This window comes from Achromobacter sp. HNDS-1, from assembly GCF_040084795.1.
Lineage (GTDB): Bacteria > Pseudomonadota > Gammaproteobacteria > Burkholderiales > Burkholderiaceae_B > Achromobacter > Achromobacter ruhlandii.
Window position 1 is genome coordinate 2,887,758 of record NZ_CP157584.1, and the last position, 12,470, is coordinate 2,900,227.

Consider the following 12,470-nt stretch of genomic DNA (forward strand, 5'->3'; position numbering starts at 1 on the left):
TCACGAGGACCGGCGCAGTATCAGACCGAACCGAAGGCCGCGGCATCTTGCCGCGGCTTTTTGTTTGGCCAAGAATGGGCTGGTCGATTTCGCGCCGGAGACTTGGCCATGACTACCCCCTACCTATCCGTTCCACACGAACAGGTCGCGCAGCGCCTGGACGAACTTATCGAGGCCGCCCACGGGGGCACCCGGGTCGTCATCATGCGAGATGGCATGGCGTATGCCCAGTTCTGGCGGGTCAACCCCCTCCTGACCGAAGAGGCGCACCGCGCGATCGAGGAACTCAAGCAACTCAAGGGCATCCCGTATGTGGACGACGCCACCTGGTGGTACGCCGTCAAGGGGATACGCGAATGAAGCTCGTGCTCGATGCGTCGGTTGCCTTGAGTTGGCTGCAATTGCCCAGCCAGACCCACAGTGGACAAGCGCTCGCGATACTGGAAGGCCTGATTGATAAACCCGCCCTCGTCCCCTTGATCTGGAAGCTGGAGGTCGCCCAGGGAGCGCTGCGCATCGAACGGTCGCGGCAAGCCACGCCAGCCATGCTGGCCAAATTTTCAACGCGGTTGAAGAGGGCGCCAGTGGTCAACGAACACCGACCTGCCACCACATGGCTGCCGCGCTGTGTCGCCCTTGCCCGGCAACACGCCCTCACGGTGTACGACGCGTCGTATCTGGAACTTGCGCTTTGGCACGATGCCGCACTGGCCACCTTCGACAAGCGCCTGACGCAAGCGGCATATGCGTGTGATCTCGTCGTCATCGGCGCTGAGGGGCCGGCCAACAGGCTGGAGTCCCCTGGAGTCCGATACGGAAGCCGGCGGGCCAAGTCCCACCGGCCCGGGTTTACTTCACCCCGTACTTCGTCCGGTATGCCTGCACCGCCTCGCGGTGCTCGGCGAACGCGGCGTCGTCCTGCAGCAGCGCCATGATGTCGGCCAGCGAGGCAATCGCCACCACCGGGATACCGTAGGTCTTGGCCACGTCCTGCACCGCCGAGTGCGCGGACAGCGCGTCGTCGGCGCCCGCGCGTTCCATGCGGTCCATGGCGATCAGCACGGCGGCCGGTTCGGCGCCGGCGCTGCGGATGATCTCCACCGACTCGCGCACCGAGGTGCCCGCGGTGATCACGTCGTCGATGATGACGACCTTGCCCTTGAGCGGCGCGCCCACCAGCGTGCCGCCTTCGCCGTGGTCCTTGGCTTCCTTGCGGTTGTAGGCGAACGGCACGTCGCCGCGGCCCTGCATCGCCGGGTGGCCAGCCAGCGCCACGGCGGTGGCGGTGGCCAGCGGGATGCCCTTGTAGGCGGGCCCGAACAGCATGTCGAAGGCCACGCCCGAATCCAGCAGCGCCTGGGCGTAGAAGCCCGCCAGCTTGCCAACCGATGCGCCGCTGTTGAACAGGCCCGCGTTGAAGAAATAGGGACTGATACGACCGGACTTCACCTTGAAGCTGCCGAAGCGCAGCACGCCTTCGTTCAGGGCGAAGCGGACAAAGTCGAGCGAGGTGGCGGAGGCGGTATGGGCGGCAGACATGCGAGGAGGATCCGGGAGGTGGCAAACCCCGGCATTTTATCCGCTGTCGGGGCCTTTCCCGGACAACGTCGCCCAGTCGGTTAAATTCCTGGCATTGTTCCGGCCGTTTCCGGCCGCTCTACAGGAGTCCCGCTTTGCTGCGCATCACGTCGATCAACCTCAATGGCATCCGGTCCGCCTTCCGCAAGGGCCTGCAACCCTGGATGGAAAAGCACGCCGCCGACGTGCTGTGCCTGCAGGAAATCAAGGTGTCCGACGAGGATCTGACCGACGACCTGCGCCACCCGCCGGGCTACACCGGCCACTTCCACCATGCCGTCAAGAAAGGCTACAGCGGCGTCGGCATCTACCTGCGCGACGCGGCCGAGCGCGTCAACATCGGCCTGGGCTGCGAGGAGTTCGACCCGGAAGGCCGTGTCATCCGCGCCGACTGGAAAAACCTGTCCGTGATCAGCGCCTACCTGCCCTCCGGTTCCAGCGGCGACGAACGCCAACAGGCCAAGTACCGCTTCCTGGACCGCTTCGGCCCGTGGATCGACGAACTGATGCACGAACACAAGAAGACCGGCCGCGAATTCATCATCTGCGGCGACTGGAACATCGCCCACAAGGAAATCGACCTCAAGAACTGGAAGGGCAACCTGAAGAACTCCGGTTTCCTGCCCGAGGAACGCGCCTGGCTGACCGACGTGTTCGACAAGCGCGGCTTCGTCGACGTGTTCCGCACCATCGACGACCGCCCCGACCAATACACCTGGTGGAGCAACCGCGGCCAGGCCTGGGCCAAGAACGTCGGGTGGCGCATCGACTACCAGATCGCCACGCCGGGCATCGCCGCCCGCGCGCGCAGCGTCGCCATCTACAAGGACGAACGTTTTTCCGACCACGCGCCGCTGACCATCGACTACGACGCCACGCTCTGAAAGACGGGCGGCGGAAGACGGATTCCGCCGCCCGCACGCATGATCCTGCTCAAAATATATTTAGGGACATATTAAGTGGATCTGGCCCTGCAAGATGAGGACCATATCCCGCCAAAAGGCTGGATTCCCCTATGGGGCGGCGATCCCGCACCGCTTCCCAGATTCCCATAATATTGGGGACATATTAATTTTCCCTGTGAATTCAACGGCTCATGGCTTCTGCTATGAAGTCTCGGGTTCCACACCTGCACGCCCAAGCATAATGTGTCCCCAATAAAAATAAGAAAAAGTGCTTTGATATCAAGACGATGGCGCACTTTCCGGCTTTGCGCAGGGCAACAAATTAGCCCTACAATCCCGCACCAAGCCGGTGCCAATCGCACCAAAACGGAGACACCGCGCCCCAAAACGGCGCATCTCCGCACCCATTCGAAGCGCCCCCCAAGGAGATCATGTTGAAAGTGCAGCGTCTGGACGACTTCCTGCGTAGCGTCGCCGTGCGCGATCCGCAGCAACCGGAATTCATGCAAGCCGTCCAGGAGGTGATGCTGAGTCTGTGGCCTTTCATCGAAAAGCACCCCCACTACGCCGAGCACGCCCTGCTCGAGCGCCTGGTGGAACCGGAACGCGTGATCCAGTTCCGCGTGTGCTGGACCGACGACAAGGGCCAGGCGCAGGTCAACCGCGCTTTCCGCATCCAGCACAGCTCGGCCATCGGCCCGTTCAAGGGCGGCATGCGTTTCCACCCCTCGGTGAACCTGTCGATCCTGAAGTTCCTGGCGTTCGAGCAGACCCTGAAGAACTCGCTGACCACGCTACCCATGGGCGGCGGCAAGGGCGGCTCCGACTTCGACCCCAAGGGCAAGTCCGACGCCGAAGTCATGCGCTTCTGCCAGGCCCTGATGATCGAGCTGTACCGCCACCTGGGCCCGGACACCGACGTGCCGGCCGGCGACATCGGCGTGGGCGCGCGTGAAGTCGGCTTCATGGCCGGCATGATGAAGAAGCTGTCGAACTCCACCGCCAGCGTCTTCACCGGCAAGGGCCTGACCTTCGGCGGCAGCCTGATCCGCCCCGAAGCCACCGGCTACGGCACCGTCTACTTCGCCGAGGAAATGCTCAAGCGCGTCGGCAAGTCGTTCGATGGCCTGCGCGTGTCGGTCTCGGGCTCGGGCAACGTGGCCCAGTACGCCATCGAGAAGGCCATGGCGCTGGGCGCCAAGGTCGTGACGGTGTCCGACTCGAACGGCACGGTGGTCGACGAAGCCGGCTTCAACCACGAGAAGCTGGTGGCGCTGATGCACGTCAAGAACGACCTGCGCGGCCGCCTGGACGCCTACGCGCGCCAATTCGGCCTGGTCTACGAACCCGGCAAGCGCCCGTGGCACGTGCCCGTGGACGTGGCCCTGCCCTGCGCCACCCAGAATGAACTGGAACTGGCCGACGCCGAAACGCTGATCAAGAACGGCGTGCAGTGCGTGGCCGAAGGCGCCAACATGCCCGCCACCCTGGACGCCGCCAAGGCCTTCATCGCCGCCCGCGTGCTGTACGCCCCGGGCAAGGCCAGCAACGCTGGCGGCGTGGCCGTGTCGGGCCTGGAGATGGCCCAGAACTCGGCCCGCCTGGCGTGGACCCGCGAAGAAGTGGACACGCGCCTGCACGCCATCATGCGCGACATCCACGAGAATTGCGTGCGCCACGGCCACAGCGAGCGCGAATACGTGAACTACCTGGACGGCGCCAACATCGCCGGCTTCGTCAAGGTCGCCGACGCGATGCGCCAGCAAGGGCTGTATTGATCGACATGCCGGCGCCCTCCGGCGCCGGCAATGCGACGATAAAAAGGCGGCGGGCTGTTCGAGCCTGCCGCCTTTTTCCATTGCGGACCGCCGTGCGGCCAGAGATCATTTCGGATCTCTGCCCTGCCTGCCCTGATGCCGCAGCGCCCGGCGCGAACGGCATACGAGCCCCGTACCGGCGCGCCGCCGATGCCGCCGGGATCAGTGCTTCATCGCCCCGTGGTCATGGCTCATGCCGGGATTGTGCGAAGCCGGCTTGACCTTGAACTGCACCGCCACCTCGCCCGCCTTTTCAAACTTGAGCGTGGCCGGCACGGTGGCGCCCTCGGCGAACGGCGCCTTCAGCTTGATGAACATGACGTGATAGCCGCCCGGCGAAAGTTTGACCTCGCCATTGGCCGGCAGCGGGATGCCGCCCTCGACCGGGCGCATCTTGGCCACGCCGTTGGCGGTTTCGACCGTATGCAGCTCGACGCGCTCGGCGGCGTCGGACGAGATCGACAGCAGGCGGTCGGGCGTCTTGGCATCGTTGTCGATATCCATGTAACCGGCGCCGTTGGATTGGCCCGGCGCGGACGCGCGCACCCAGAGATCATCGACCTCGACCTCGCCAACCTTGTAGTCCTTGGCCCAGGCGGACCCGGCCGCGCACAGGCCCAGGATGGCGACAGCGGCGAACTTGCGGATGTTCATGAGGTGTTCTCCTAAAGGGTTAACGCCGCCGGACCAGGCTGCGGGCGGCTGACAGAACCGAGTCGGTCAAAGCTTCCATGGCCTCGGAGTTTACCCGCCAATGCTGCCAATACAGGGGCACATCCTCCCAGGCGCGGCCTCGCAGCAGCACCAGATGACCTGCGTCAAGGTGTTCCTGCACCAGCGGCAGCGGATTCATCGTCCAGCCCAGCCCGCCCAGCGTGGCCTGCACGAAGGCGCGCGTGGACGGCACCCACCAGACCGGCGGCTGCCACGGCGCCGGGTCGGAGATCTTGTGGGCGAAGCGGGCCTGCAGCGCGTCCTTGCGGTTGAACACCAGCACCGGCGCCTGCGCCAGCGTCTGCGCGTTCACGCCTTGCGCGAAATAGCGCTTGTGGAAAGCCGGCGTGCACGTCGCCACATAGCGCATGCTGCCCAGCGCGTGGATGCGGCAGCCCTGCACCGGATCGGCCAGCGTCGTCACCGCGCCGAGCACCGAGCCGTTGCGCAGCAACGCGGCGGTGTGGTCCTGGTCTTCGGACTGCATGTCGAGCGTGGCGCGGGTGCGGCTGGAAAACTGCAGCGCCGCGTCGACGAACCAGGTCTCCAGGCTGTCGTGGTTGACGGCGATGGGGATGCTGGCGTGCGGCACATCGTCGTCCGCCACGCCCAGCCGGTTCAGCGCGTCGTGCTCCAGCAGCGCGGTCTGCTCGGCCAATTGCACCAGTACCTGACCGTCGGCGGTGGCGGCGGCCGGCACGGTGCGTTGGACCAGCAGCCGGCCCATGCGGTCTTCGAGCGCCTTGATCCGCTGCGACACCGCCGACGGCGTCACGCTCAACGCCAGCGCGGCGCGCTCGAAACTGCCTTCGCGCACCACCGCGGCCAGGGCGCGCAGGTTGCCATGATCGATCTTCATAGGATTAGTTTTACTTAATATAGTGAAGGAAAATTAGCTGTATTTCATATTGGCGGCAAGCGAAAATGTTGCATTGCCGGCATGCGCGACGCTGCCGGCCCGGTATCCAAGCGCCGCCACAAGGCGTTGCAGTCAAAAGGTTCGCAGTCATGTTCGCCACGTTGTCCTCCCCCCTCTTCCTCACCGCCTGGGCCAGCGGCACGGCCACCGGGCTGGGCCTGTTCGCCGTTGTCGGCGCACAGAGCGCATTCATCCTGCGCCAGGGCTTGATGCGCGCGCACCTGCTGTCGGTGGTCGCCATCTGCGCCCTGATCGACGCCATCTTCATCTTCGCCAGCGTCTCGGGCCTGCAGGCCCTGACCGCCTGGTTCCCGTGGCTGACCACCGCGGTGCTGTGGTTCGGCGTGGCGTTCCTGTCCTGGTACGCGCTGCAATCGGCGCGCCGCGCCTGGACCGCCACCGGCGGCCTGGCCGCCGCGCGCGACGTGGTGCCCTCGCGCCGTGCCGCGATGCTGGGCGCCCTGGGCTTTTCGCTGCTGAACCCCCATTTCTGGCTCGACATGGTGGTGGTCGGCTCGCTGGCCCACGGCTTCGACGACGCCCGCATGGCGTTCGCCGCCGGCGCCTTCACCGCCAGCCTGCTGTGGCTGGCCGTGCTGGGCATCGGCTCGCGCCTGTTCGCGCGCTTCTTCGCCAGCGCCTCGGCCTGGCGCGTGCTGGACGGCGTCATCGCCGTGGTCATGGCCGGCCTGGCGATCAGCCTGGCGGTCAAGGGCGTCTGACGGCCGTGCCCGGTACCGCCGCCTGTCCTGCTGGCCCCGCCCACCCGGGGCCGGCGCGCTACACCGCCACCTTCATCTTCGCCAAGAAGCAGTTCGACGACGACTTCCACCGCCTCGACCAGGCCATCGCCACGGCGGCGCGGGCTACCCCCGGCTACCTGGGCGAAGAGGCCTGGGAAGATCCCGCGCGCGGCCTGTACGCCAATGTCTATTACTGGGAATCGCTTGAAGCCCTGGAAGCCCTGATCCGCCACCCTGCCCACCAGCAGGCCAAGGCCGCGCAGTCGCGCTGGCTGGACGGCTACCGGGTGATCATCGCCCAGGTGCTAAGGGAATACGGGGACGGACTGCCCGGTCCAGCACTTTTATAATCGCCGGGTTGCCACTCTTTCGTCGGGCGCATGGCCGGCCCGCCAGACGATCATGCGCGGACCCTCTCCTTCCAAAGACGTGCGCCTGCCGCCGCTGGCCGCCATCCAGGCCTTCGAGGCGGCCGCCCGGCTCGGTTCGTTCGAGCGCGCCAGCGAAGAACTGTTCGTCACCGCCAGCGCCATCGGCAAGCGCATCGCCGCGCTGGAAGCGCAGCTGGACGTCACCCTGTTCATCCGCAGCAGCCGCGGCGCCACCCTGAGCGCCGCCGGGCGCGAATACCTGGAGCAGGTGCGCACCGCGCTGGACCTGCTGTCGGACGCCTCGCTGCACAAGCGCGGCGAACCCAAGCTCGAACCCCTGCGGGTCGTGTCCACGCCCACCTTCGCCCGCCAGGTGCTGATCCCCGCCCTGCCCGGTTTCACCGCCGCCCATCCGGACGTCGAGCTGGAGATCATGCTGTCCATTCCCTACCTGGACATCACGCCGCCAAACGCCGATGTCTGGATCCGCTTCGGCAGCGGCAAATACCCCGGCCTGCATGCCCGGCCGCTGACCACCGACCCGGTGTTCGCCGTGTGCTCGCCGGCCTATCGCGACGCCCACGGCCCGTTCGACCGTCCCCAGGACCTGGCGCGCGCCGCGCTGCTGCGCTGCCCGATGGAACCCTGGCGTCCATGGCTGGCCGCGGCGGGATTGGACTGGCCCGAGCCCGCCCGCGGCGTCTGGCTGGTCGACCTGGGCATGATGCTGGCGGCGGCCCGCGCCGGCCAGGGCATCGCCTTGACCCGCCGCACCCTCGCCGCCGAATGGCTCGATGAAGGCAAATTGCTGCGCGTGCTCGACATCGAAACACCGGGTGAATCCCAGTACCACCTGTGCACCGAAATCTCGCGCCCGCCCGGCGGCGCGGCCCAAGCGTTTTCCCTATGGCTGGCCGAGGTCTGCGAACGCGCATCCCAATGGCCGCGCGGCCTGCCGGCCAAGCCGGAATAAATTTCCAGCCCCGGGCGGAAGGAAATTCCGCGCACCCTGGCGCATCGCTGGCTAGGATGCGCCGAACATGGCCGCGCGCCGGAGGCAGGCGCCGCGTCATGGCGTTGCCCGATCCTTTCCCATCTGATGCTGCATCGCAGCGCCCGGGTCCGGCACCCTTGCGCCCGTACTAGGTATTTACGCGGAAAAACCCCGCGCGGTCAGATTCGCGTAAGCGATTAAGCAGACAGTCACAACACGCAACACAGGAGCGCGCCACCAACCTCTTTCCTCGCCGCCTGGCGCCGGCACACGGTTTTCCACGCAGTTCTACTAATTACAACGGAGACATCCATGGATTTTCGTTTGAAGCTGCTTGCAGGAACCCTTGCTTTTGCCGTATCGGCCGCGGGCTACGCCGCCGACCCCATCAAGATCGGCGTGGCCGGTCCCTACACCGGGGGCTCGTCCTCCATGGGCGTCAGCATGCGCGACGGCGTGCGCCTGGCCATCGAGGAAATCAACAAGAGCGGCGGCGTGCTCGGCCGGCAACTGGTCGCGGTGGAGCGCGACGACGAAGCCAAGAACGAACGCGGCGTGCAGATCGCCCAGGAGCTGATCAACAAGGAACAGGTCACGGCCACGGTCGGCTACATCAATACCGGCGTGGCGCTGGCCTCGCAGCGCTTCTATCAGGACGCCAAGATTCCGGTGTTCAACAACGTCGCCACCGGCAGCGTCATCACGCACCAGTTCAAGGCGCCGGAGTACCCGGACAACTACGTGTTCCGCAACGCGGCGCACGACAGCATCCAGGCGCCGATGATTGTCGAAGAAGCCATCACGCGCCGCGGCTTCAAGAAGGTCGCGATCCTGGCCGACTCCACCAACTACGGCCAGCTCGGCCGCGAGGACCTGGAAAAGGCCCTGGACGCCAAGGGCATCAAGCCGGTGGCCGTCGAGAAGTTCAACATCAAGGACGTCGACATGACGGCCCAGTTGCTCAAGGCCAAGGCCGCGGGCGCAGAAGCCGTGCTGACCTACGGCATCGGCCCCGAGCTGGCGCAGATCGCCAACGGCATGGCCAAGCTGGGCTGGAAGGTGCCGATCATCGGCAGCTGGACGCTGTCGATGGCCAACTACATCGACAACTCCGGCGCCAATGGCGAAGGCGCGCGCATGCCGCAGACCTTCATCCAGGACCCGGACACGCCCAAGCGCAAGGCGTTCATCGACGCCTACCTGGCCAAGTTCAAGCCCAAGAACAACCGCATCGACTCGCCGGTGTCGGCAGCCCAGGGCTATGACTCGATCTTCCTGCTGGCCGCGGCCATCAAGCAGGCCAACTCCACGGATGGCCCGAAGATCCGCGAGGCGCTCGAAAACCTGCAGACGCCCGTCGAAGGCGTGGTGATGACCTACAACAAGCCCTTCACCCACGACAACCACGACGCGATTACCGCCAAGGAAGTGGTCATCGGCGAGGTCAAGGGCGGCCGCGTGGTCAAGGCCAACTAAGTTCGTCCGCAGCAATGCGGCGGCGGCTGCCCGGCCGCCGCCGCCGGCGTCCCCGTGCGCGGGGCGCCGGCATGCAGTCGCCTGACAACAGCGTTCTGCCCAAGGGGGTTGGGACGGAACACAGCGCCTCACGACACATACCATGATTCTTCTACAGCTTATCTATAGCGGTATCGCGCTAGGCATGATCTATGCCGTCATCGCGTTCGGATACCAGCTCACCTTCGCCACATCCGGCACCCTGAACTTCGGCCAGGGCGAAGCCCTGATGCTGGGCGCGCTGGTCGGGCTCACGCTGGTCGGACTGGGCGTGAACTACTGGGTCATGATCCCCATCGTCTGCATCTTCGGCTTCGCGCAAGGCGTGCTGGTCGAACGCGTCGGCGTGCGGCCGGCCATCAAGACGCGGTCGGAGTTCGGCTGGATCATGGCCACCATCGCACTGGGCATCATCTTCAAGAACGTGGCCGAGAATGTCTGGGGCCGCGACGACCTGCGCTTTCCCTCGCCGCTGCCCGAGGCGCCGATCCAGGTGCTGGGCGCCAACGTGCTGCCGATGGAGCTGCTGGTGGTGTTCGGCGCGCTGGCGATGATGCTGCTGGTGGAAGTGTTCAACCGCAAATCCATCTATGGCAAGGCCTTCGTCGCCACCTCCAATGACCGCGACGCCGCCGGCCTGATGGGCATCAACACTGGCATGGTGATCACGTTTTCGTATGCCCTGTCGTCGCTGACCGCCGCCTTCGCGGGCGTGCTGGTGGCGCCGCTGACGCTGACCGGCGCCACCATGGGCGCGGTGCTGGGCCTGAAGGCCTTCGCGGTCGCCATCATCGGCGGCCTGTCCAGCGGCATGGGCGTGGTGGTGGGCGGCCTGATCCTGGGGATCGCCGAAACCACCACCGGTTTCTATCTTTCGACGGGGTACAAAGACGTGCCGGGACTGGTCCTGCTGCTACTCGTACTGACCTTCAAGCCCGCCGGCCTGTTCGGCAAGACCGCGATCAAGAAGGTGTAATCGATGAAACCCCTGCACCTTCTGCTATCCATTGTGGCCGTGGCCTGCCTGGCCGCCGTGCCGCTGGGCGTGACCAACACGTACTACCTGCACCTGATCGAAACCATCATGATCTATTCGATCCTGCTGTTCGGGCTCGATATCGTAGTGGGCTATACCGGCCAGGTGTCGCTGGGCCACGCCGGCCTGTTCGGCATCGGCTCGTACGTGGCCGGCGTGCTGTTCTTCCATCTGCAGATGCCGATCTGGGTGACGCTGCCGGCGGCCATCCTGATCGCGGCGGTGTTCGGCGCGGTGCTGGCGCTGCCGGCGCTGCGGGTCACCGGCCCGTATCTGGCGATGGTGACGCTAGCGTTCGGCACCATCATCCAGATCCTGATCAACGAGATGACCTTCATGACCGAAGGCCCCCTCGGCATCAAGATTCCCAAGCCGTCGATCGGCGGGCACATCCTGACCAAGAGCGAGTACTTCTGGCTGGTGGCGGCGTTGCTGGTGCTGTCGCTGATCGTGGTGCACCGCATCCTCAAATCGCACCTGGGCCGCTCGTTCGAGGCCCTGCGCGACAGCCCGATCGCGTCGGACTGCATGGGCGTGTCGGTCTACCGGCACAAGGTGTTCGCCTTCGTCATCAGCGCCGGCTTCGCCGGCCTGGCGGGCGCGCTGTACTCGTATTCCGAGCAGTACATCTCGCCCAACACCTACAACTTCGAACTGACCATCCTGTTCCTGCTGGCCATCATCATGGGCGGACGCAAGAGCCGCACCGGCGCGCTGCTGGGCGCGTCGATCATCGTGCTGCTGCCCAAGATGCTGGACGACATCGGCACCTTCCGCCTGATCGCGCTGGGCGTGGCGATCCTGGTGACGGTGGGTAGCGCCATCGCCATCTCCAAGGGCCGCACCGAGGCCCGCCGGGTGGCGGTGCCGGTGGTCGGCACCATCCTGCTGGCGGTGTTCTCCTACTGGCTGGACGCGGTGACCGACTGGCGCCTGACGATCTTCGGCGCCATGATCCTGTTCGTCGTGTACTACCTGCCCGACGGCATCGTCGGCTTCGTGCGCAACCTGTTCTTCTCGACCCGCCGCGCGGCGCTGTCGGTCAAGAAGGACCTGGTCAAGGAGCAGGAGGCGGTCGCGCCCGAAAGCGCGCGCGGCCAGGGCGAGACCCTGTTGGCGGCCAAGCAGGTGCTGATGCAGTTCGGCGGCCTGAAGGCGCTCAACCAGGTCGACCTGACCATCAAGCGCGGCACCATCCACGGGCTGATCGGCCCGAACGGCTCGGGCAAGAGCACCATGATGAACGTGCTGACCGGCATCTACGTGCCGACGGCCGGCTCGGTGGAGTTCTCGGGCAAGTCGCTGGTGGGGCTGGCGCCGGCCGACATCGCCGCATCCGGCATCGCCCGCACGTTCCAGAACGTGCAACTGTTCGGCGAAATGACGGCGCTGGAGAACGTGCTGGTGGGCCTGCACCATACGTTCACCACCGGGCTGGCGGGCATCGCGCTGCGCACGTCCAAGTGGAAGGGCGAGGAGCAAGGCGCCCGCGCCCGCGCGCTGGCGCTGCTGGAGTTCGTCGGGCTGGACAGCATGGCCAACGAGGAGGCGCGCAACCTGCCCTATGGCAAGCAGCGCCTGCTGGAGATCGCCCGCGCGCTGGCGCTGGATCCGCAATTGCTGCTGCTGGATGAGCCGGCGGCCGGCCTGACGGCGCCCGACATCGTCGAGCTGCTGGCCATCATCCGCAAGGTGCGCGACCACGGCATCACGCTGATCCTGATCGAGCACCACATGGACGTCGTGATGGGAGTATGCGACACCGTGTCGGTGCTGGACTTCGGCCAGAAGATCGCCGAGGGGCTGCCCAACGAAGTGCAGAGCAACGCCAAGGTTATCGAGGCGTATCTGGGCGGCGCGCCCGCCTGACGCCAAGGA

Annotated in this window: 13 protein-coding genes; 10 read left to right on the forward strand and 3 right to left on the reverse strand. The window is 65.9% G+C overall.

Annotated features, from left to right (window positions below; all coding sequences use genetic code 11):
* Positions 1 to 108: 108 nt before the first annotated feature.
* Both ABFG95_RS13410 and ABFG95_RS13415 read left to right on the forward strand, forming a co-directional pair.
* Positions 109 to 360, forward strand: coding sequence for a hypothetical protein (locus tag ABFG95_RS13410; protein ID WP_063583586.1), 252 nt, complete (start codon positions 109 to 111; stop codon positions 358 to 360).
* Positions 357 to 935: a type II toxin-antitoxin system VapC family toxin gene (locus ABFG95_RS13415; RefSeq protein ID WP_278992883.1), complete on the forward strand. Its 579-nt coding sequence runs from the start codon at positions 357 to 359 to the stop codon at positions 933 to 935. The genes ABFG95_RS13410 and ABFG95_RS13415 overlap by 4 nt, the downstream gene beginning before the upstream one ends.
* Here the strand turns inward: ABFG95_RS13415 and pyrE are convergent.
* Positions 850 to 1,539 (reverse strand): orotate phosphoribosyltransferase, encoded by a 690-nt coding sequence (pyrE, locus tag ABFG95_RS13420; RefSeq protein WP_063583587.1) that lies wholly within the window; start codon positions 1,537 to 1,539, stop codon positions 850 to 852. The two genes, ABFG95_RS13415 and pyrE, sit on opposite strands and share 86 nt — an antisense overlap.
* Positions 1,540 to 1,673: 134 nt before the next feature.
* Here pyrE and ABFG95_RS13425 point away from each other — a divergent pair, with 134 nt between their 5' ends.
* On the forward strand, positions 1,674 to 2,462 hold the full coding sequence (locus ABFG95_RS13425; protein ID WP_049076940.1) for an exodeoxyribonuclease III: 789 nt from the start codon (positions 1,674 to 1,676) through the stop codon (positions 2,460 to 2,462).
* 452 nt (positions 2,463 to 2,914) lie between these two features.
* Positions 2,915 to 4,261, forward strand: coding sequence for an NADP-specific glutamate dehydrogenase (gene gdhA / locus ABFG95_RS13430; RefSeq protein WP_054500375.1), 1,347 nt, complete (start codon positions 2,915 to 2,917; stop codon positions 4,259 to 4,261).
* Between the two features lie 201 nt (positions 4,262 to 4,462).
* Here the strand turns inward: gdhA and ABFG95_RS13435 are convergent, their stop codons facing one another.
* Complete coding sequence (locus ABFG95_RS13435; protein ID WP_068953177.1) at positions 4,463 to 4,954, reverse strand: copper chaperone PCu(A)C; 492 nt, start codon at positions 4,952 to 4,954, stop codon at positions 4,463 to 4,465.
* Positions 4,955 to 4,973: 19 nt separating this feature from the next.
* Positions 4,974 to 5,873 carry a LysR family transcriptional regulator ArgP gene (locus tag ABFG95_RS13440; protein WP_049076946.1) on the reverse strand — a complete coding sequence of 300 codons (900 nt, stop codon included), beginning with the start codon at positions 5,871 to 5,873 and terminating at the stop codon, positions 4,974 to 4,976.
* Positions 5,874 to 6,022: 149 nt separating this feature from the next.
* Here ABFG95_RS13440 and ABFG95_RS13445 point away from each other — a divergent pair, with 149 nt between their 5' ends.
* The 6 genes from ABFG95_RS13445 (at position 6,023) to ABFG95_RS13470 (ending at position 12,461) form a co-directional block, all read left to right on the forward strand.
* Entirely contained in the window at positions 6,023 to 6,655 is a 633-nt protein-coding gene (locus tag ABFG95_RS13445; RefSeq protein ID WP_049076948.1) for a LysE family transporter, read from the forward strand.
* Between the two features lie 5 nt (positions 6,656 to 6,660).
* Positions 6,661 to 7,026, forward strand: a complete 366-nt coding sequence (locus ABFG95_RS13450) for an antibiotic biosynthesis monooxygenase (RefSeq protein ID WP_059272796.1) — start codon at positions 6,661 to 6,663, stop codon at positions 7,024 to 7,026.
* 52 nt (positions 7,027 to 7,078) lie between these two features.
* Positions 7,079 to 8,020, forward strand: coding sequence for a LysR substrate-binding domain-containing protein (locus ABFG95_RS13455; protein ID WP_063569609.1), 942 nt, complete (start codon positions 7,079 to 7,081; stop codon positions 8,018 to 8,020).
* Positions 8,021 to 8,353: 333 nt separating this feature from the next.
* The gene (locus tag ABFG95_RS13460) at positions 8,354 to 9,517 is read left to right on the forward strand and encodes an ABC transporter substrate-binding protein (protein WP_049076952.1); all 1,164 of its coding nucleotides are present in this window, start codon (positions 8,354 to 8,356) and stop codon (positions 9,515 to 9,517) included.
* A 142-nt stretch (positions 9,518 to 9,659) separates the two neighbouring features.
* Positions 9,660 to 10,532 carry a branched-chain amino acid ABC transporter permease gene (locus ABFG95_RS13465; RefSeq protein ID WP_049076953.1) on the forward strand — a complete coding sequence of 291 codons (873 nt, stop codon included), beginning with the start codon at positions 9,660 to 9,662 and terminating at the stop codon, positions 10,530 to 10,532.
* A gap of 3 nt (positions 10,533 to 10,535) precedes the next feature.
* The gene (locus ABFG95_RS13470) at positions 10,536 to 12,461 is read left to right on the forward strand and encodes a branched-chain amino acid ABC transporter ATP-binding protein/permease (RefSeq protein ID WP_348996017.1); all 1,926 of its coding nucleotides are present in this window, start codon (positions 10,536 to 10,538) and stop codon (positions 12,459 to 12,461) included.
* The last annotated feature ends 9 nt before the right edge of the window (positions 12,462 to 12,470 follow it).